Origin of the sequence: Exiguobacterium alkaliphilum, assembly GCF_018138125.1 — a bacterium.
Lineage (GTDB): Bacteria > Bacillota > Bacilli > Exiguobacteriales > Exiguobacteriaceae > Exiguobacterium > Exiguobacterium alkaliphilum.
In genome coordinates, this window is the sequence record NZ_CP073101.1 from 2,318,951 (window position 1) to 2,336,886 (window position 17,936).

The 17,936-nt window shown below is 56.6% G+C and carries 19 protein-coding genes; 7 read left to right on the plus strand and 12 right to left on the minus strand.

Going from position 1 to position 17,936, the window contains the following annotated elements:
* The first annotated feature begins 210 nt into the window (after nucleotides 1-210).
* On the plus strand, nucleotides 211-1,065 hold the full coding sequence (zupT, locus tag KB235_RS11965) for a zinc transporter ZupT (RefSeq protein WP_211779745.1): 855 nt from the start codon (nucleotides 211-213) through the stop codon (nucleotides 1,063-1,065).
* A 73-nt stretch (nucleotides 1,066-1,138) separates the two neighbouring features.
* Here zupT and KB235_RS11970 read toward each other — a convergent pair whose 3' ends face one another.
* Nucleotides 1,139-2,911 (minus strand): methyl-accepting chemotaxis protein, encoded by a 1,773-nt coding sequence (locus KB235_RS11970; protein WP_211779746.1) that lies wholly within the window; start codon nucleotides 2,909-2,911, stop codon nucleotides 1,139-1,141.
* Nucleotides 2,912-3,088: 177 nt separating this feature from the next.
* Between KB235_RS11970 and KB235_RS15725 the strand changes: the two genes are divergently transcribed.
* Both KB235_RS15725 and KB235_RS11975 read left to right on the plus strand, forming a co-directional pair.
* Nucleotides 3,089-3,403: an FAD/NAD(P)-binding protein gene (locus KB235_RS15725; protein ID WP_246514198.1), complete on the plus strand. Its 315-nt coding sequence runs from the start codon at nucleotides 3,089-3,091 to the stop codon at nucleotides 3,401-3,403.
* Nucleotides 3,384-3,956, plus strand: coding sequence for an NAD(P)-binding domain-containing protein (locus KB235_RS11975; RefSeq protein WP_246514199.1), 573 nt, complete (start codon nucleotides 3,384-3,386; stop codon nucleotides 3,954-3,956). Before KB235_RS15725 ends, KB235_RS11975 begins: the two co-directional genes overlap by 20 nt.
* A gap of 24 nt (nucleotides 3,957-3,980) precedes the next feature.
* Here KB235_RS11975 and yajC read toward each other — a convergent pair whose 3' ends face one another.
* The 8 genes from yajC to KB235_RS12015 all read right to left on the minus strand — a co-directional run bounded on the left by yajC (nucleotide 3,981) and on the right by KB235_RS12015 (nucleotide 11,521).
* Nucleotides 3,981-4,259, minus strand: a complete 279-nt coding sequence (yajC, locus tag KB235_RS11980) for a preprotein translocase subunit YajC (RefSeq protein WP_034817966.1) — start codon at nucleotides 4,257-4,259, stop codon at nucleotides 3,981-3,983.
* A gap of 81 nt (nucleotides 4,260-4,340) precedes the next feature.
* Nucleotides 4,341-5,486, minus strand: a complete 1,146-nt coding sequence (tgt, locus tag KB235_RS11985) for a tRNA guanosine(34) transglycosylase Tgt (RefSeq protein WP_034817965.1) — start codon at nucleotides 5,484-5,486, stop codon at nucleotides 4,341-4,343.
* Entirely contained in the window at nucleotides 5,483-6,541 is a 1,059-nt protein-coding gene (gene queA, locus KB235_RS11990; protein WP_211779747.1) for a tRNA preQ1(34) S-adenosylmethionine ribosyltransferase-isomerase QueA, read from the minus strand. The genes tgt and queA overlap by 4 nt, the downstream gene beginning before the upstream one ends.
* A 4-nt stretch (nucleotides 6,542-6,545) precedes the next feature.
* Complete coding sequence (ruvB, locus tag KB235_RS11995) at nucleotides 6,546-7,541, minus strand: Holliday junction branch migration DNA helicase RuvB (RefSeq protein ID WP_034817963.1); 996 nt, start codon at nucleotides 7,539-7,541, stop codon at nucleotides 6,546-6,548.
* 10 nt (nucleotides 7,542-7,551) lie between these two features.
* On the minus strand, nucleotides 7,552-8,139 hold the full coding sequence (ruvA, locus tag KB235_RS12000) for a Holliday junction branch migration protein RuvA (RefSeq protein ID WP_211779748.1): 588 nt from the start codon (nucleotides 8,137-8,139) through the stop codon (nucleotides 7,552-7,554).
* Between the two features lie 83 nt (nucleotides 8,140-8,222).
* Nucleotides 8,223-9,302 carry a quinolinate synthase NadA gene (nadA, locus tag KB235_RS12005; protein WP_211779749.1) on the minus strand — a complete coding sequence of 360 codons (1,080 nt, stop codon included), beginning with the start codon at nucleotides 9,300-9,302 and terminating at the stop codon, nucleotides 8,223-8,225.
* Nucleotides 9,265-10,134, minus strand: a complete 870-nt coding sequence (nadC, locus tag KB235_RS12010; RefSeq protein ID WP_211779750.1) for a carboxylating nicotinate-nucleotide diphosphorylase — start codon at nucleotides 10,132-10,134, stop codon at nucleotides 9,265-9,267. Before nadC ends, nadA begins: the two co-directional genes overlap by 38 nt.
* Nucleotides 10,088-11,521, minus strand: coding sequence for an L-aspartate oxidase (locus KB235_RS12015; protein WP_211779751.1), 1,434 nt, complete (start codon nucleotides 11,519-11,521; stop codon nucleotides 10,088-10,090). Before KB235_RS12015 ends, nadC begins: the two co-directional genes overlap by 47 nt.
* 95 nt (nucleotides 11,522-11,616) lie before the next feature.
* On the opposite strand from KB235_RS12015, the gene KB235_RS12020 reads away from it, so the two are divergent.
* The 4 genes from KB235_RS12020 (at nucleotide 11,617) to KB235_RS12035 (ending at nucleotide 14,845) form a co-directional block, all read left to right on the plus strand.
* Complete coding sequence (locus KB235_RS12020; protein ID WP_211779752.1) at nucleotides 11,617-12,747, plus strand: cysteine desulfurase family protein; 1,131 nt, start codon at nucleotides 11,617-11,619, stop codon at nucleotides 12,745-12,747.
* Complete coding sequence (locus KB235_RS12025) at nucleotides 12,725-13,264, plus strand: transcription repressor NadR (RefSeq protein ID WP_034809685.1); 540 nt, start codon at nucleotides 12,725-12,727, stop codon at nucleotides 13,262-13,264. The genes KB235_RS12020 and KB235_RS12025 overlap by 23 nt, the downstream gene beginning before the upstream one ends.
* A gap of 111 nt (nucleotides 13,265-13,375) precedes the next feature.
* A complete protein-coding gene (locus KB235_RS12030) occupies nucleotides 13,376-13,957 on the plus strand; it encodes a DedA family protein (RefSeq protein WP_211779753.1) in 582 nt (193 codons plus the stop codon).
* Nucleotides 13,958-14,068: 111 nt separating this feature from the next.
* Nucleotides 14,069-14,845, plus strand: coding sequence for an NUDIX domain-containing protein (locus tag KB235_RS12035; RefSeq protein WP_211779754.1), 777 nt, complete (start codon nucleotides 14,069-14,071; stop codon nucleotides 14,843-14,845).
* Between the two features lie 36 nt (nucleotides 14,846-14,881).
* On the opposite strand, the gene KB235_RS12040 is transcribed toward KB235_RS12035, so the two are convergent.
* The 3 genes from KB235_RS12040 to KB235_RS12050 are packed head-to-tail and all read right to left on the minus strand — an operon-like array spanning nucleotide 14,882 to nucleotide 17,920.
* A complete protein-coding gene (locus tag KB235_RS12040) occupies nucleotides 14,882-16,156 on the minus strand; it encodes a hemolysin family protein (RefSeq protein ID WP_051690376.1) in 1,275 nt (424 codons plus the stop codon).
* Nucleotides 16,157-16,189: 33 nt separating this feature from the next.
* The gene (gene obgE / locus KB235_RS12045; RefSeq protein WP_034809692.1) at nucleotides 16,190-17,479 is read right to left on the minus strand and encodes a GTPase ObgE; all 1,290 of its coding nucleotides are present in this window, start codon (nucleotides 17,477-17,479) and stop codon (nucleotides 16,190-16,192) included.
* Entirely contained in the window at nucleotides 17,480-17,920 is a 441-nt protein-coding gene (locus KB235_RS12050) for a Spo0B domain-containing protein (protein ID WP_034809695.1), read from the minus strand.
* Nucleotides 17,921-17,936: the final 16 nt, after the last annotated feature.

The following is a 17,936-nucleotide window of genomic DNA, read 5'->3' on the forward strand; positions in this document are numbered from 1 at the left end:
CTACACCACAGGTTCTGTTTGAAAATCTTCTCTCGTTAACATTACAAATATTCTAAACATTTATCAATCGTTTTCCTAAAATTGTAACACCAAAGCGACCATTTCCCACGTTTTAATTTGCGCAAGCGACTAAATGTTGCGCAAGGGCAAAACTTGATGTATGCTGAATTTATCAAAAACTCAAATTTTATGACAAAGGAGCTTTAACTTATGGATAGCACAATTGTTTACGCCTTTTTACTCACTTTGTTCGCCGGACTCGCGACCGGCATCGGGAGTATGATCGCGTTCTTCGCCAAACGGACGAATACGGCCTTCTTGTCCGTATCCCTCGGTTTCTCTGGCGGGGTCATGATTTATGTCTCGTTCGTCGAGATTTTCCCGAAAGCGCTCGAAGAACTGATCGGCGCCCACGGAGAACAGGCCGGGACGATTTATACCGTGCTCGCCTTTTTCGGTGGAATGCTCCTCATCGCGCTCATCGACAAGTTCATCCCGTCCCCTGAGAATCCGCACGAGGTCAAGTTCGTCGAGACGATGCAACACGACCCGTCCACACACGAGTTGGCTACGACAGCGACTGCACAAGCGCCTTTGAATGAGGCGTCGAAGAAACGTCTTCATAAGATGGGCCTCTTTATGGCGCTCGCGATCACAATCCATAACTTCCCGGAAGGACTCGCGACGTTCATCTCGGCGTTGAACGACCCAGCCGTCGGTCTCGCCATCGCCATCGCCATCGCGCTTCACAACATTCCGGAAGGGATCGCCGTGTCGGTGCCGATTTATTACGCGACCGGTTCGCGGAAGAAAGCACTCAAATACTCGTTCTTATCGGGGCTTGCCGAACCGGCAGGCGCCATCGTCGGGTTCCTCATCCTCATGCCGTTCTTGAACGACACGATCTTCGGTCTGTTGTTCGCCGCGGTCGGAGGCATCATGGTGTTCATCTCGCTCGATGAGTTGTTGCCAGCCGCACGAGAGTACGGTCGCGCCCATCATGCGGTCTATGGCATGGTCGCAGGGATGATGGTCATGGCGACGAGCCTCGTCCTGTTGATGTAACTGTTTGATTCACACGCGCATGAAAAAAGAGGTCGGAGAAACGTTCGTTTCTTCGACCTCTTTTATGTGTGTCTCACTGCTGATCTGACGTTTTGAATAAATGCACGAGGTCTTTTAATTCAACAGACATGTGGCTCATCGTTTCGGCGATGCCGTTAATCTCTTGAATCGCCGCAAGTTGCTGCTCGACGTTTGCGCCTGCCTCTTCGACACGTTGTTGTGTCGACATGGCGTTCGTTGACATATCCTCGACCGAGACGGCGACTTCCGTCGTGTTCGCGCTCACTTCTTCGGTCGCGGCCGCGATCTCGCCCATCTGACGGGACGTCTCTTGAATGACGGAGACGATCTCTTTGAACGCTTCCGCGACCTCGCCCATTTGCGCCACCCCGTTCGTGACGTGTCCGCTCGTTACGTCGAACGCCGACTCGACTTGTTTCGTGTCGCGCTGGATGTCACCGACGACCGCCTGAATCTGTTTGGCCGACTGTTTCGATTCCTCAGCGAGCTTTCGGACTTCGGCCGCGACGACGGCGAACCCTTTCCCGTGTTCACCGGCTCGGGCGGCTTCAATTGCGGCGTTCAATGCGAGCAAGTTCGTCTGCTCGGTGATGGCCGTAATCGAGCGTGTGATCTTCTCAATTTCGAGCGACTGATTCGACAGACGTTTCACCATCTGCTCGGTCAAATCGTTCGCCCGTTGAATCTCTTGCATTCTCGCCTCGGCGAGTTGAATCGTCTCGAGTCCCCCGCTCGCCGCTTCGAGCGTATGGATGGTTTGCTCGTTGACGCCTTGGGAGGCCGCTGCGATTTGATTCAGACCGAGGACGGCTTGGTTGACGCCTGACGTCCCTTCCTCGGCCCGTCTCGCCAATACTTGGGCGGCGAGGTTCATCTCTTCAAATAAACCGGCGACACCTTGCGTCGTCGTGGCGACGTGATCGGTGCTCGAATATAGGTTCTCCGAATAGGCGGTCACTTTCTCAGACGCTGCCCCGACTTGACGAATCAAGCCGACAAGATTTCGTTTCATATCATTGAACGCTGACACGAGGTCACCGAGTTCGTCGTTTGACTCAACGTCGATATCCCCTCCTGTCAAATCACCTTCTGCGACGACGCGCGCTTCTTTCACAAGACGATTGATCGGTCGAAGGAACAGCTTTTGTAGGGCGATGAGAGAAAAGACGCCCACTCCGACACCGATGACACTAATGACGATCATCCAAACAATCGATTGTCCTGCCCCAGCCTGCACCGCATCCGTCTCCTCTGCCAGAAGTTCAGTTTGGTGAGCGACAAGGTCAGTCACGGTCATCCGGACGCGATCGGTCGTCGGCGTCACGCTTGTATTGAGCACCGTTTTGAAGCCGATCTCGTCTTGTTGTTGCCGCAGGTCGATCGCGCGAGCCATCTCTGTGTCGAGGTGTTGATTGAATTTTTCTAAGTCGGCAATCTTACCGAGTACCGTCTCGTCGGCCGAAGCTGCTTTTAACGAACTCATCAACTCGTCCCGCTTGGCTTGCGTCGCTTCCAAGCTGATGAGTGTCTTCGGGTTTGAGACGAGCAAATAGTAATTTAAATACCGCTCCGCATCGGTCACGGTGAGCGCCAAGTCTTCGGCAATTAACATCTGCTTGACCCCTTCATTTAAGACCCGGTCATAGTCAGACGTCGCCCGCTGTAGCTGGTACGATCCAAGTCCCCCGACGAGGAGGAGCGCGATGATTGTCGGTACGAGGGCGACCGCCATCTTCCGGCGCATCGACGACCGTCCTCTCTGTTTCTTCGGTCGCACCCGCCGTCTCCAGTTCGTCAACGGGCGAAGCAATCGTTTCACGTCCATATCCATTCTCCTTCGTTTCCAAATTCTTCTCAATATGACATTAATGCAAACGTTTTCATGATTCAATTTGATTTTTGGAAATGAGGTCGATGTTTCGATGTATTGACGAAGTTTGACAAAAATCAGTCACTTCCGTTATCCTTTTAATCGTAACGATTACTATTTAAGAGGTGCATGATGATTTCTTCCCATACACGTTTATTGATTATCGGCGGCGGGATCCACGGAACGACGCTTGCCGTCTCCTATCTCGAACAAGGCGGCGCTCTCGACGACGTCTTGATCATTGATGCGAACGAACGACTGCTCGATAACTGGAAACGGCAGACGTCCACAATCGAGATGACGCATTTGCGGTCGACGCGTGTGCATCACGTCTCGTCGAACCCCCACGCCTTGAAACAGTTCGCAAGCCGACACGACTACGGCTCGCATCACTTCAAAAATCGCTTTCGGACGACCCTCGCTCGCCATGTTCAACGACCACTGTGAACAGACGATTGAAGCGTTAGGGCTTCCTGCCCGGTTTATCGGAAACGAGGCAGTCGAATCAATCGAGCGACACGAGACGTTCGTCATTCAAACGACGAATCGACGCATCACGGCCGATACGGTCATCGTCTCGACCGGGCAGTCGAACACGATGCACGTGCCAGAATGGGCGACCCTGTCGACATGTCGCCACGTCTTCTCAAAATCAGAAAGTGAGGAACAGGAGAACGTGACGGTCGTCGGCGGCGGGATTACGGCACTCCACTATGCGATTGCCCGGGTGAACAAAGGGCATCACGTCACGCTCGTCACGAAACGTCCGCTCGAGCCGAGCCAATCGTTCTTACGTCCGCTCCTAGAGCAGTTGTCTTTACCGCTCACCCCGTGCGGTACGCCGGTCCTCGACGACACGCTCGCTTGGACTGACGGTCTCTATATGACCGGACCCTACGCGGACCTCGTGCTCGGACCGTTCGCCCGGGCCATTTATGGCGGCCAAGAAGCGGCACGACGCATCGTCCCGCAACTCTTGAAGGCAAAACAAAAAGTCTGACCGGATTCGGTCAGACTTTTTTGCTTACTCCGCGAACGAAGCGTTTGCTTTTTTGACGACTTCAGCGATCGCGCTCCGGTTGAAACGGAGAAGCGACTGGTCGCACTTCAAGACGACTTGCGTGTCTTCGATTTGGTGGACGACGCCGTGAAGGCCGCCGATTGTTACGACGTGATCCCCACGCTCAAGCGCGTTTTGCATCGATTGAACTTCTTTCTGACGTTTCGTCTGCGGACGGATCAACAAGAAGTAGAATACGACGAAGATAAGGATCATCGGTAATAGTGCTACGAGAGTTTCCATGCGTAAATTCACCCTTTCCTTCAATATCAGGTTCATTATACCGTGAAACTGAATCGTTGTCACACAATGCCTGTGGAAGAATTAGAAATTCTTGGCGTTCGGTTTGTTATACCCATATTCTTCGAAAAACTCTTCCTTGAAATCAAGGAGACGGTCTTCACGAATCGCCTGGCGCACTTGCTCCATCAACTTGACGAGGAAATGGAGGTTGTGCGTCGAGCAGAGGTGGAGGCCGAACATCTCGTCGGCACGAATCAAGTGGTGGACGTATGCGCGCGAGTAGTTTTTACACGTGTAGCAGTCACACTTCTCATCGATTGGACCGAAGTCGGTCTTATGTTTCGCGTGCTTGATCGTGACGCGCCCTTTCGACGTCATGAGCGTCCCGTTACGGGCGATTCGCGTCGGCAAGACGCAGTCGAACATGTCGATCCCGCGAATCGAGCCTTCGATCAATGCGTCCGGCGAGCCGACGCCCATCAAATAGCGTGGCTTATCTTCGGGCATGAACGGCGTCGTGAACTCGAGCGCGCGGTACATGACGTCTTTCGGTTCACCGACTGACAAGCCCCCGACCGCATAACCCGGGAAATCGAGCGACACGAGGTCGGCCGCACTTTGACGACGGAGATCTTCGTACTCACCGCCTTGAATGATCCCGAACAACGCCTGATCCTGCGGACGTTCGTGCGCTTCGAGGCAACGCTCCGCCCAGCGGCTTGTCCGTTCGACCGATTTCTTCATGTATTCATGGGTCGCCGGGAATGGCGGGCACTCGTCGAACGCCATCATGATGTCCGACCCGAGCGCGTTTTGAATCTCCATCGCCTTCTCTGGTGAGAGGAACAGCTTGTCCCCGTTCAAATGGTTGCGGAAGTGGACGCCTTCTTCCTGGATGTTACGAAGGTCGGCGAGCGAGAACACTTGGAACCCGCCCGAGTCCGTCAAGATGGCGCCGTCCCAGTTCATGAACTTATGAAGGCCGCCCGCTTGTTTGACGACTTCGTGTCCCGGACGAATCCATAAGTGGTACGTGTTCGACAGGATGATGTTCGCGCCCATCGCCTTGACTTGTTCCGGCGCCATCGTCTTGACGCTCGCTTGCGTCCCGACCGGCATGAAGACAGGTGTCTCGAACGAGCCGTGCGGCGTATGGACGATTCCGTGCCGCGCCCCTGTCTGTTTACATGTGTGGATGTGTTCGTATGTGACTGCGTGTTTGGTCATTTGTTCTCTTCCTTCCTCGTGATGAGCATCGCATCTCCAAAACTGAAGAAGCGGTAACGTTCTTGTACCGCGGTACGGTAGGCGTTCAAGATGATGTCGCGTGACGCGAACGCCGAGACGAGCATGACGAGCGTCGACTTCGGCAAGTGGAAGTTCGTGATGAGCCCGTCAATCGCCTGTAGGTCGACCCCTGGGTAGATAAAGATGTCCGTCCAGCCCGATGACTCGACGAAGTCCCCATGGTCGCGCACGATCGTCTCAAGCGTCCGGGTCGATGTCGTCCCGACGGCGAAGACGCGGCCGCCGTTTGCACGGACGTCGCGAAGTGCGTTTGCCGACGCATCAGACAACTCGAAATATTCACTGTGCATCGTATGCTCTTCTATCGAATCGGCCGTCACCGGACGGAACGTGCCGAGCCCGACGTGGAGCGTAAGCGGGATGAGCTTGACGCCTTTCGCCTGTGCCGCCTCGAGCAGTTCTTCCGTGAAGTGCAGTCCCGCCGTCGGTGCGGCCGCACTCCCGCGCTCTTTCGCATATACCGTCTGATAGCGGTCCTGATCATCGAGCTGTTCGCGAATGTACGGCGGGAGCGGCATCGTACCGAGCTCATCTAAGATCTCATAGAAGATGCCCTCATAGTCGAACTTGAAGCGACGTCCGCCTTCCGGGAGCTCCTCGACACACTCGGCACGGAGCAGTCCATCACCGAACTCGACGATGGCGCCGACGCGCACTTTCTTCGCCGGTTTGACGAGCGCTTCCCAGACGTCGTCCTCTGTCTGTTTCAAGAGCAGCAGCTCGACTTTCCCACCCGTCTCTTGTTTCGCCCCGAACAATCGGGCCGGCAAGACGCGCGAGTCGTTGACGACGAGGGCGTCGCCTGTCTGTAAATAGTCGAGCACGTCACGGAAATGACGGTGCTCGATGTCGCCCGTGTCGCGGTCGAGGACCAAGAGGCGTGAGCTCGTCCGGTCGAGAAGCGGCACTTGGGCGATTAGTTCTTCTGGTAACTCAAAATCATAGTCGTTGACGTTTAATTGAATGTCTTGCATAGCGTTACTCCTCTTCATAACCAAAATGCGTCTTTGCGTACTGGGTGATCATCCGTCCACGCGGGGTGCGCTGGAGGAATCCTTGTTGCAACAAATACGGCTCATACACGTCCTCGATCGTCTGGGCGTCTTCCCCAATCGTCGCAGCGAGCGTCTCGAGCCCGACCGGTCCGCCGCCGAATCGTTCGACCATCGCCCGTAATAGCCGGTGGTCGACCTCATCGAGCCCGAGCGCGTCGACGTGCAACCGGTCGAGCGCGCTTGAAGCGAGCTCTGGATTGATCTCTTTCGTCCCCGCCACTTGGGCGAAGTCACGGACGCGGCGCAATAGCCGGTTGGCGATTCGCGGCGTGCCGCGCGAGCGTTTCGCAATCGCCCCGCTCGCCTCTGGTGAGATCGATAGTCGGAACAGTTGGGCCGTCCGGCTGACGATGGCGGCGAGCTCGTGCGTCTCGTAATATTCGAGTTTGAGCGTCACACCGAAGCGGTCACGGAGCGGGGCCGATAACATGCCGGCCCGTGTCGTCGCGCCGACGAGCGTGAACGGCGGCAAGTCGATGCGGACGCTTCGTGCCATCTCGCCTTGCCCGTAGACGATATCGAGACAGTAGTCTTCCATCGCCGGATAAAGAATTTCTTCAATCGTCCGGCTGAGTCGATGAATCTCGTCGATGAACAAGACGTCACCCGGTTCGAGCGTCGATAAAATCGCCGCTAGGTCACCTGGCCGCTCGATCGCAGGACCCGCTGTCGTCTTGATGCCGACGCCCATCTCGTTGGCGATGATTTGGGCGAGCGTCGTCTTCCCGAGCCCCGGAGGACCGTAGAGGAGGACGTGGTCGAGCGTTTCACGGCGCAACTTCGCCGCCTGAATGAAGATCGACAAGTTGCCCTTTGCCTTCTCTTGTCCGATATACTGCTCGAACTTTTGCGGGCGCAGGCTCCACTCTTCTGAGTCTTCATATTGTTGATGGGATTGTGACAACAACCGTTCGTCCATAGCTTCCTCCTTATTTCAACAACAACTGCAAGGCGCGCTTTATGTAAGCGTCTGTCGTCAGGATTTCTGAATTCAGTTCTTTACGGACACGGGCAATCTCACGCTCCGAGTAGCCGAGGGCGACGAGCGCTTCGCATGCCTCGTCGAGTTCCGATGCGCCTTGGGCGAACAAGCCTGTCTGCGGCACATAGTCCGGTGCGAGTTCGGAGAGCTTCCCTTTCAAGTCGAGCGCCATCTGTTTGGCCGTCTTCTTGCCGACGCCCGGGAATTTCGTCAAATACTTCTCATTCTCCGTCTCAATCGCATCGATGAGCGCATCGATGTCGCCCGATGCGACGATGGCGAGCGCCCCTTTCGGTCCGATGCCGTTGACGCCGAGCAATTTATTGAACAGCTCGCGCTCCCGGCGTGACCGGAAGCCGTATAGCGTCTGTTGGTCTTCGCGCACGTAGTGGTGCGTAAATACGATTACATGTTCGTCTTGTTCACGATAAAAAAACGGGTTAGGCACATGTACTTTGTAGCCGACGCCCGAAACATCCAACGTTATATATTCCGCACACACATAGGCGACGGAGCCTTTTACGAATTCAATCACGGTCATATCTCCTCTTCATAGGAAAACTGCATTCATTGTACCATAACCATCGTCACGAAAAAAGGACAGGCGATTGCCTGTCCTTAGCGTGCGAGCATCCGCTCGAGAGCGCGCGTCGCCCATTTCGTCGTCTCTTGATCGACGCGGATGATATTGACGGGATCTGTCTCGAGTGACTCGAGTGCCCAGAGAAGATGCGGTAGGTCGATGCGGTTCATCGTCAGGCACGGACACATGTACGGGTTGAGCGAGACGATGTCCTGCTCGGGGTGCGTCGCGGCGAGTCGGTTGACCAAATTCATCTCGGTGCCGACGGCCCACTTCGTCCCCGGCGCACTCGCCTCGATTTGGTCGATGATGTACGACGTCGACCCGGCCTCGTCCGCCGCCTGAACGACGTCAAACGTACATTCCGGATGAACGATGATGCGTCGCTCCGGGTCATGCTTCCGTAGCGCTTCGATTTGGGCGACGTTGAACTTCTCATGGACCGAGCAGTGCCCTTTCCATAGAATAACGCGGACGTCCTCGATGTCACCCTCATAGACGAGACGTTCCCGGAGCGGGTCCCAGACGGCCATCGCCTCGAGCGGCACGCCCAAGTCATATGCCGTGTTCCGTCCGAGATGTTGGTCCGGTAAGAACAAGATCCGTTCGCCCGCCTCGAGCGCCCAGCGCACGATGTCATGCGCGTTCGACGACGTGACGGTCGCCCCGCCATGTTTCCCGACGAACGCCTTGATCGCCGCCGTCGAGTTGACGTATGTGATCGGGATGATGCTGTCACCGAGCAAATCTGTCAGCTCTTCCCACGCGACTTCAGTCTGATCGATATCGGCCATGTCGGCCATCGAACACCCGGCCCGCATATCCGGCAAGATGACGAGCTGGTCGTCTCGCGTCAGCATGTCGGCCGTCTCGGCCATGAAATGGACGCCACAGAAGACGATGAACTCCGCCTCGCTCATCTGTTCGGCGAGCCGTGCGAGCTGGAGCGAATCCCCGGTCGCGTCCGCGAACTGGACGACCTCGTCCTTTTGGTAATGGTGGGCTGGCAAGAACAGGCGGCTGCCGAGCCGTGCCTTGATGGCTTCGATTCGTTGTTCCATCTGTTCAACCGTCAAATCAGCGTATCGCGCTGGCATCGTTCCGAGTAACTGCATGTTTGATCCCTCCTAATAAATTCAAGCTACAATCGAGCGCCGTCACCGAATGGGTCAACTGCCCGACCGAGATGACGTCGACGCCCGTGCCGCGATAGGCAACAATCGTCTCGACGGTGATGCCGCCCGACGCCTCCGTCTTGATGTGACTTGGGACGAACGTTCGCCACACCTTCAGTTCTTCTGGCGCCCGGTTGTCGAATAGGATGATGTCGGCGTTCGCCTTAATCGCCTCATGTAACTGTTCGAGCGTCTCGACCTCGACTTCGATCGGTGTCGTATGGCCGACGAGCGTCCGCGCCCGGGCGACCGCGTTCGTGATGCCGCCGAGCGCCGTGATATGGTTGTCTTTAATCATGACGGCGTCGTCGAGGCGGAGCCGGTGATTCTTCCCGCCTCCCGAGCGGACGGCGTGCTTCTCGAGCATGCGCAGTCCCGGTGTCGTCTTCCGCGTGTCCGTGACGGCAATCGTCGGGTCATCGAGCGCCTCGATGCAGCGCCGGGTCATCGTGGCGATGCCACTCAAGTGTTGGACGAGGTTGAGCAGCACCCGTTCCGTCTCGAGAAGCGTCCGTGTCTTCCCCCGCAACGTGAAGAGCTCATCCCCGATTGAGACGTTCGTGCCGTCCGAGAGGCATGATTCGACGACGAGCCGTTGCATTTGGGCCAGCTCCAAGACGACGTCCATACCACAGAACACCCCGTCCATTTTGGCGGTGACCGTGGCAAGTGACGTCTCGCGCTGGTCAATCAGTCCACTCGATAGATCACCGAAACCGATGTCCTCATGTAGATACGCCGTCAGCTGTTCGCGTAAAGCAATCTTGTTCATATGTATCCTCCGTCCTGATCATGGCATGGGCCAAGAGCCGCGCCGCTTGCAGACTCAACGTCTGTTCACTTAATTGTCTTGTCACGTGTTTCGTCCGTGCCAGTTGTTGGGTATTTTCTAAGAAACTAGCGATTTTGCCTACATGCGGCGAGATTGTCAACCATTCCCCTATCTGTTGCCGATAGCGGCCGAACAGATCATCCGACACCTCAAACCCGGTCGTCTCGTTCACCGTGAACGGCTTCTCCTCCACTACCATCGCCGCCGCCACCCGTTTTCCGAACACCCAGCATTCGAGTAATGAGTTTGACGCGAGCCGATTCTGTCCATGGACGCCCGTATCGGCGACTTCACCGACCGCGTATAGTCCTGCGACCGTCGTTCGTCCATAGGCGTCAACGCCGACACCGCCCATATGGAAATGCAGTCCCGGTCGGACCGGGATGCGTCGGACGTCAATCCCGTGTGCGACACACGTCGCCATCAGTTTCGGGAACCGCTCCCCAATCCGTTCGACGCGGCTCGTATCCAAGTACACCGGGCCTGTATGGTCCGTAAGCACACGGGCGACCTCATCCCTCGGGGCGAGGCTGCCGAGGGGGTGCTGTTCCATCACATGTCGCCCGGACGTGTCGACGAGTTTGGCGCCCGCCCCGCGTAGCGCTTCCGTCACGAGATGGGGTGAATCGACCGCGAGCAGCGTCGGATGAAACTGGATCCGAGACAAGTTCGAGAGTCGTGCCCCGACCGCTGCCGCCAAGACGAGCCCGTCCCCTGTGACCGATCGACAGTTCGACGTCCAGTCGACGAGTCCCCCGATGCCGCCTGTCGCGAGGACGACGGCCCCGGCCTGCACGTGGAGACGCGTCTCGCCGTTGAAACCGGTCGCTCCGCTCACACGGTCGTCCGCCTTCGTCAACGTATCGATGAGGACGTGCTCCATGACGGTCACGTGATCCGGGAGCTTGCGCCGAAGCGTCGCCATCATATGGCGCCCCGTCTCATCGCCACCGACGTGAAAGATGCGATTTTGGCCATGTGCCCCTTCTCGCCCGACGGCGTACCCGGTCTCATCGCGGTCGAAAAGGATACCGAAACGTTCCAGCTCTTGAATCGCCGTCCGTCCCTCCTCGACGAGCGTATGGACACGGTCGGGTTCGGCCGCGTGTTTCGAGGCGACGAGCGTATCCCGCTCATGATCGACGCTCGACGGCTCCAAGTACGAGCTCGCAATCCCTCCTTGGGCCAAGTCCGAATTCGTACTCGTTCGTTCATGCTTGGAGACGAGCAGGACGCTCAACGTCGGGGGCAGATGGAGGGCGACCGTCACGGCCGCCAAGCCGGTGCCGATAATCAGCACATCGACTTTTTCAAACTGTAAAGACATCTGTATATCACCTGTTTTTCATATGTAATGTTGACTTGTAAACTAGTTTCGCATAATTTTGTGAAGAAGACAACATGAGAAAAGAGGGACATCTGATGAATCGATACTTTGATTACGCCGCCACCCATCCGATGACGAAGGTTGTGCTTGACTATTACGTGGCGATGGCCCGGGGCGTCTACGGCAACCCGTCCTCCCTCCATAGCGCCGGATTCATGGCGGAAGATTATTTGACCGATTCGAGACGACTCATCAAACAAGCGCTCGGCCTCGACATGCTCCGCGGCAAACTGCTCTTCACCGGGAGCGGCTCCGAGAGCAATTACATCGCGCTGACGAGTCTGCGGAAACGCATGAAAGGCAAAGAAGTGATCACGTCGTGGCAAGAGCACGACTCGGTGTCGCTCCTCCTTGACGAATGGGAGGCCGAGGGCGTGACCGTCCACCGCTTGAAATTGAAGGACGGCCGTTTCGACCATGAGACGTTCACCCGGCTCCTTGACCGGGACATCGGCCTCGTGACGTTTCAGCACGTCAACTCGGACACGGGTTGGGTCTTGCCGCTTCATCACATCCTCTGCCAATTGAAATATAAAAAAGTGCTCCTTCACGTCGACGGTGTCCAGGCGCTCGGGAAGATTCCCGTTTCCGTCGACGGGATTGACGCCTACTCGTTCAGCGCCCATAAAGTCGGGGGTCCAAAAGGCGTCGGCGGGCTATATATGGAACGCCTGCTTCCCCCGCCCTATTATCCGGGCCATCACCAATACGGGATTCGACCGGGGACGATCGATGTGCCCGGAATCTGCGCCTTCGTCAAGGCGTTCACCGAACGGCATGAGGCACGGACACGTCATGAAAGAAATTACGTGGCGTTTCGTGCTATCTTGAAAGAGAAGACATCGTCTTACGTAACATGGCTCGAGTTCGAGCAGCAGAGCCCAGCTATCTTTTCGTTCGTCTCGAGCCGGCGCGACGGGCAATGGTGGATGACCGAACTCGACGCGCTCGGGTTCCAAGTCTCGGCCGGGTCGGCCTGCCGGGCCGGTCAGAACGGGCCGAACCGCATGCTCGAGTCGCTCGGTTTCGAGACGAGCGCCTGTCACGGGCTCGTCCGCATCTCGTTCGGGGAAGGTACGACCATCGAGGCAACGTCGGCGCTCGCCGACGCCATCGTCACTTTAGCAAGGAGAGTTGAATCGTATGAACAAACGCTTAGCCGGTGAAGAACGCCGGCGTACGCTATTAGAACTGATTGAATCGAGCACGGAACCCATCACCGGGGCCGAGCTCGCCCGCCACGTCGCGGTCAGCCGACAAGTCGTCGTCCAGGACTTGTCGCTCTTGAAGGCGAAAGGCCATCAAATCGTCGCGACGGCGCGCGGGTATGTCTATCTTCCCGGTGAAGGGGCACCATCGGCCTACACCCGAAAGATTGTCTGCCGTCACACACCCGAAGAGATGGAAGTCGAGATGAACGCCATCGTCGATGAAGGGGTCACGATTCGCGACGTCATCATCGACCATCCCGTCTACGGCTCCATCACCGGACAGCTCATGGTGAAGAGTCGTCGCGACGTCCGGGCCTTCTTAGAACGGGTCGCCGCCAATCAAGCCGCTCCGCTGTCGCATTTGACGGACGGGCTCCACATCCATACGCTCGAGGCGGACAGCGAGGACGCGATTCACGCCGCCGTCGAGGAGCTCGATCGGCTCGGCATTCTCGTGTCGGCACTCGACTAAAAAGATGTCACGTTTTTGTGACATCTTTTCTTTTGCTTTTTCGTCCCGTCCGGTATACTGATGGATGGGTATGATTTCCTATTAACTTATTTGAGAAAGGAGTGACGCGGCATGTGGCATTTCCTCGAACAACTGTTGGTCGGTTGCGGTGTGTTCAGCATCCCGCTCGGCATCTTCATCCAACTGATCCCGAACGAGCTCGTGCTCGCTTACGGCGGTTATCTCGTCGGGTCCCTTGACGCGTCGTTCCTCTTCATCTTCCTACTTGCCTGGTCCGCCTTCGTGACGAGCCAGGTCGGCTTATATTGGATCGGCCGCTACGGCGGGCGCCCGGTCGTGTTGAAACTGTATCGCTCGTTCCGCATCAAGCCGGAGAAGCAGCTGCAGGCGGAGGCGTGGTTCGAGAAATATGGCGCCTGGATCGTCTGCCTGAGCTTGATTTGGCGGCAACTGTTCGCCATCAGTGCCGGCGTCATGCGTTTGTCGTTCCGAAAGTTCTTCGTCGTGACGACGATCGTCTTCGCGGCCTGGTCGTTCGTCTTCATCAAAGTCGGGCTGATGCTTGGCAGCAACTGGCGGCAGATCGGGGAGTTCATGCACGGGTTCGGCCCGTACGTCCTCCTCGCGATTTTGTTGTTCTTCGGCGTCCGTTACGTCATGTCCCATCCGAGCATCTTAAAAAAGTCAGCTTGAGCCATCGCTCGAGCTGACTTTTTGAATAGAGGGAAATCACCCGTCTGCGGCGAATAGGTCAACGTGCAGTCATCACGCGAATAGACGGCAACCGTCAAAGGAGGAATCACCATGTTCCATCGTCGAAAAACGTATACGATTCGCCCAGAACGTCTTGAAGAATTCACGTCATTTTTCCATACATACCTGTATCCGATTCAGGTATCGCACGGCGCACGGCTCGTCGGCCGTTGGGTGACCGAAGACCAGACCGAGGTCATGGCGCTTTGGGAGTACCGCGACCGCGAGCATTACGAGCAAGTCGAACGGGACTACCGCGCGAGCTCGCTCCGCCGCGAGGCGATGAAGAAGCGGGCCCGACTCGGGAAGGACCTTTACATCAAGTCGATCGAGGAGTTCATGATGCCGACGGGACATTACACACCCCCGCGCACCATCGTCTCGGTGACCGCGTACGTCACGAACGATGCGGGCGAGGTGCTCCTCGTCCAAAATATGCACCGGAACGACACGTATGAGATGCCGGGCGGTCAAGTCGAAGAGCACGAGTCGCTCGTCGACGCCGTCCATCGTGAAGTGAAGGAAGAGACCGGGGCCGAGATTGAAGTCGAGGGCATCACGGGCATCTATCAGAACGTATCGTCTCGTGTGTTGTGTGTCACGTTCCGGGCCCGATACGTCTCTGGCGACCTCGCCCCGCAACCGGGCGAGACGCAAGAAGTCGGCTTCTACAACATCGATGCGTCGAACATCTCCGATTACATCAAACGCGAGCACTTCCAGATGCGCGTCCTCGACGCGATGGACCCGACGTATTTGCCGCACGCCATTTACAAAGTCCGCCCATACGAGCTGCTCGAACGTGTCGAGCGCCATCCTACCGTCTGACGACAAAAGGGACCCCCGGCTGGAGGTCCCTTTCGTTTATGCTTCTTCTGCCGGATCGGGCTCGGATTGGTTCGTTTCGACCAACAGCTTGCGCACACGGCGTTTTTCGACGTGGAGAACAGTGAACGTCATGTCCTCATACGTGACACGCGCCCCTTTCTCCGGGATGTCGCCGAGCAATTCGACGAACCATCCTCCCATCGTATTCGAGTCTATTTCAGGTTCTTTAATGCCCATCTCTTCGGCGAACTCATCGACGTCCATGTCGGCCATACATTCGTACACGCCTTCACGGAGGCGTCGCAAGTAGACGACCGATTCGTCGTGCTCGTCCCAAATGTCGCCGACGAGCTCCTCGAGCATGTCCTCGAGCGTGATGAGACCGGCCGTCCCCCCGAACTCATCGAGCACAATCGCCATATGCGACTGCTTTTGCTGCAAGATCGGGAGCAGCTCAATCAATTTCGTCTGAGGCGAGACGTACGTGAGCGGTCGGATGAGCGCCCGGACGTCCGTCACTTCCTCGCGTACCATCGAGCGGAGGAAATCCCGCTCGGACAGTACGCCGATGACGTTATCGATTGAATCTTTATAGACCGGCAGGCGCGAATGCCCGCCACTGAAAATGGTTTGTTTGATTTCTTCAAGCGAATCATCGATATCGACGGCAAGGATGTCGATGCGCGGCGTCAACACGTCATCGACTGTGATGTCGTTGAACGCGAAGGCGCTGTGCACGAGCTCGGCCTCGGTCTCCCCGAGCACCCCTTCCTCTTCCCCCATATCGACGAGCACTTTCAGCTCTTCTTCCGTCACGGACGGCTCTTTGTCCTTCATCCCGATGACACGAAGCGTCAGACGCTTCAGTCCCGTGAAGAGGATAGTGATCGGCTTCAACACCTTCACCAAGAAGATGAGAATCCCGCTAATGAGAAGCGAGTATTTCTCGGCGAACTCCTTGGCGAGCGATTTCGGGAGAATCTCACCGAAAATCAAGATGAGCACCGTCGTCGCGAACGTCGAGATGAGCAGGCCCGTCCCGCCGCTGAAGATGGATGTCGCGATCGCCGTCGCAACCGTCGCCGAGCCGATGTTGACGACGTTGTTCCCGACGAGAATCGTCGAGAGCGTGTCGTCGAACCGGTCGACGAGATGCAAGACGCGCTTGGCGGCCTTGTCCCCATCTTCCGCCATGCGAATCATGCGGACGCGGTTCACACTCGAGAGCGCGGTTTCCGCTGACGAGAAGAAGGCTGACAATAGAATCAATACTGCATAAAGAATTAAACTAGACGAGGGCACAGGGTCCACGTGTACTTCACACTCCGTTCCTAATTGAAAAGATTATTCGACGAACTCGAACTCGAAGTCGAGAATCGCTACGACGCTGCCGTCTTCGGCACCGAGTTTGCGGAGATCGTCGTCGATGCCCATCTGACGCATCTGACGGGCGAATCGTTTGATTGACTCGTCGTGGTCGAAGTTCGTCATCTTGAAGAGCTTCTCGATGCGTGGCCCCGTGATGACGAAGCGATCGTACTCATCGATGTTGATTTGATACCCTTTCTCTTCCTTCTCATAACGATAGACGACGCGCGGTGTCGCAGTCTTCTCTTCGAGCTCTTCGAGTGGGAACTCAGGCGTAGCATCCACAAGGTTAGCTACTTCGATAAGCAGATTGCGAAGTCCTTCTTTCGCGAGCGCTGAAATCGGGAATACTTTGACGTCATCACCGACTTTTTGTTGGAACTCGGCGAGATGCTCTTCTGCATCCGGCATGTCCATCTTGTTGGCGACGACGATTTGTGGACGCTCGAGGAGGCGTAAGTTGTACGACTCGAGCTCCCGGTTGATTGTCGTGTAGTCTTCGAACGGGTCGCGCCCTTCCATGCCGCTCATATCGATCATGTGGACGATGACTTTCGTCCGTTCGATGTGACGGAGGAACTGGTGACCGAGGCCGACGCCTTGGCTCGCCCCTTCGATGAGTCCAGGAAGATCGGCCATGACGAAGTCACGGTCATCTGCCGTCTTGACGACACCGAGGTTCGGTGTGATCGTCGTGAAGTGGTACGCGCCGATTTTCGGGCGTGCCGACGAGACGACCGACAACAGTGTCGATTTCCCGACTGATGGGAAGCCGACGAGGCCGACGTCCGCGAGGAGTTTCAACTCGAGGCGAAGTTCGCGCTCTTGTCCTGGTTCCCCGTTCTCGGCAATCTCTGGTGCCGGGTTGGCCGGCGTCGCAAAGCGACAGTTCCCGCGTCCACCGCGACCGCCTTTGGCAATCGTGGCGCGTTGGCCGTGCTCCGTCAAATCGGCGATGACGGTATCCGTCGCCGCGTCAAAGACGATTGTGCCTGGTGGGACTTTGACGACGAGCGGCTTCGCGCGACGTCCGTGCATCCCTTTCGACATGCCTTTTTCACCGTTTGAGGCGATGAATTTCTTCGAGAAACGGAAGTCGACGAGCGTACGCAACCCTTCTTCCACTTCAAAAATGACGTCGCCGCCGTGACCACCGTCACCGCCGGCAGGGCCTCCGTCCGGGACATACTTCTCGCGGCGGAATGCGACCATCCCTTTACCGCCGTCTCCAGCTTTTACAAAAATATTAACCTGATCGACAAACATTTAATTCCCCTCCTTTAAACGAAACGTAGAACATTCTACGGTCTGTTCGTACACTTCCTCTGGCGTGAACACGCCTTCCGGCACGTTGCCGAAGACGCGCACCGTCAGTCCGTCCGTGAACGTCACATGAATCGGTCCATCCGTTCCTGACAGAAGACGGACGAGCTTGTCCGCCACGCACGCATCGTCTAACGATACGCGGTCGGTCGATACCGAATAGGTCAACCGCCCTTCCCAATTCGCTTGAATGACGACGAGACTCGTCGCCGGTACGTTCAACCGAATGAGCGCACTCTCTTCGTCGGCGTGCTGACGATATCGCTCGTACAGCCCCTCGAGTTTATCAGGTTCGAGCGCCGCATACAAAGAGATCATCTGAAGCCGATTCATCCATTCGTGACGGACGGTCGATACGAGTTTCAGTGCTTCTTGTGAGTCCATTTGATCCTCTCCTAGA

Coding starts and splice junctions, on each gene's coding strand:
- zupT (WP_211779745.1), top strand. CDS start 211: ATGGATAGCACAATTGTTTACGCCTTTTTACTCACTTTGTTCGCCGGA.
- KB235_RS11970 (WP_211779746.1), bottom strand. CDS start 2,911: ATGGACGTGAAACGATTGCTTCGCCCGTTGACGAACTGGAGACGGCGG.
- KB235_RS15725 (WP_246514198.1), top strand. CDS start 3,089: ATGATTTCTTCCCATACACGTTTATTGATTATCGGCGGCGGGATCCAC.
- KB235_RS11975 (WP_246514199.1), top strand. CDS start 3,384: ATGTTCAACGACCACTGTGAACAGACGATTGAAGCGTTAGGGCTTCCT.
- yajC (WP_034817966.1), bottom strand. CDS start 4,259: ATGGAAACTCTCGTAGCACTATTACCGATGATCCTTATCTTCGTCGTA.
- tgt (WP_034817965.1), bottom strand. CDS start 5,486: ATGACCAAACACGCAGTCACATACGAACACATCCACACATGTAAACAG.
- queA (WP_211779747.1), bottom strand. CDS start 6,541: ATGCAAGACATTCAATTAAACGTCAACGACTATGATTTTGAGTTACCA.
- ruvB (WP_034817963.1), bottom strand. CDS start 7,541: ATGGACGAACGGTTGTTGTCACAATCCCATCAACAATATGAAGACTCA.
- nadA (WP_211779749.1), bottom strand. CDS start 9,302: ATGCAGTTACTCGGAACGATGCCAGCGCGATACGCTGATTTGACGGTT.
- nadC (WP_211779750.1), bottom strand. CDS start 10,134: ATGAACAAGATTGCTTTACGCGAACAGCTGACGGCGTATCTACATGAG.
- KB235_RS12015 (WP_211779751.1), bottom strand. CDS start 11,521: ATGTCTTTACAGTTTGAAAAAGTCGATGTGCTGATTATCGGCACCGGC.
- KB235_RS12020 (WP_211779752.1), top strand. CDS start 11,617: ATGAATCGATACTTTGATTACGCCGCCACCCATCCGATGACGAAGGTT.
- KB235_RS12025 (WP_034809685.1), top strand. CDS start 12,725: ATGAACAAACGCTTAGCCGGTGAAGAACGCCGGCGTACGCTATTAGAA.
- KB235_RS12030 (WP_211779753.1), top strand. CDS start 13,376: ATGTGGCATTTCCTCGAACAACTGTTGGTCGGTTGCGGTGTGTTCAGC.
- KB235_RS12035 (WP_211779754.1), top strand. CDS start 14,069: ATGTTCCATCGTCGAAAAACGTATACGATTCGCCCAGAACGTCTTGAA.
- obgE (WP_034809692.1), bottom strand. CDS start 17,479: ATGTTTGTCGATCAGGTTAATATTTTTGTAAAAGCTGGAGACGGCGGT.
- KB235_RS12050 (WP_034809695.1), bottom strand. CDS start 17,920: ATGGACTCACAAGAAGCACTGAAACTCGTATCGACCGTCCGTCACGAA.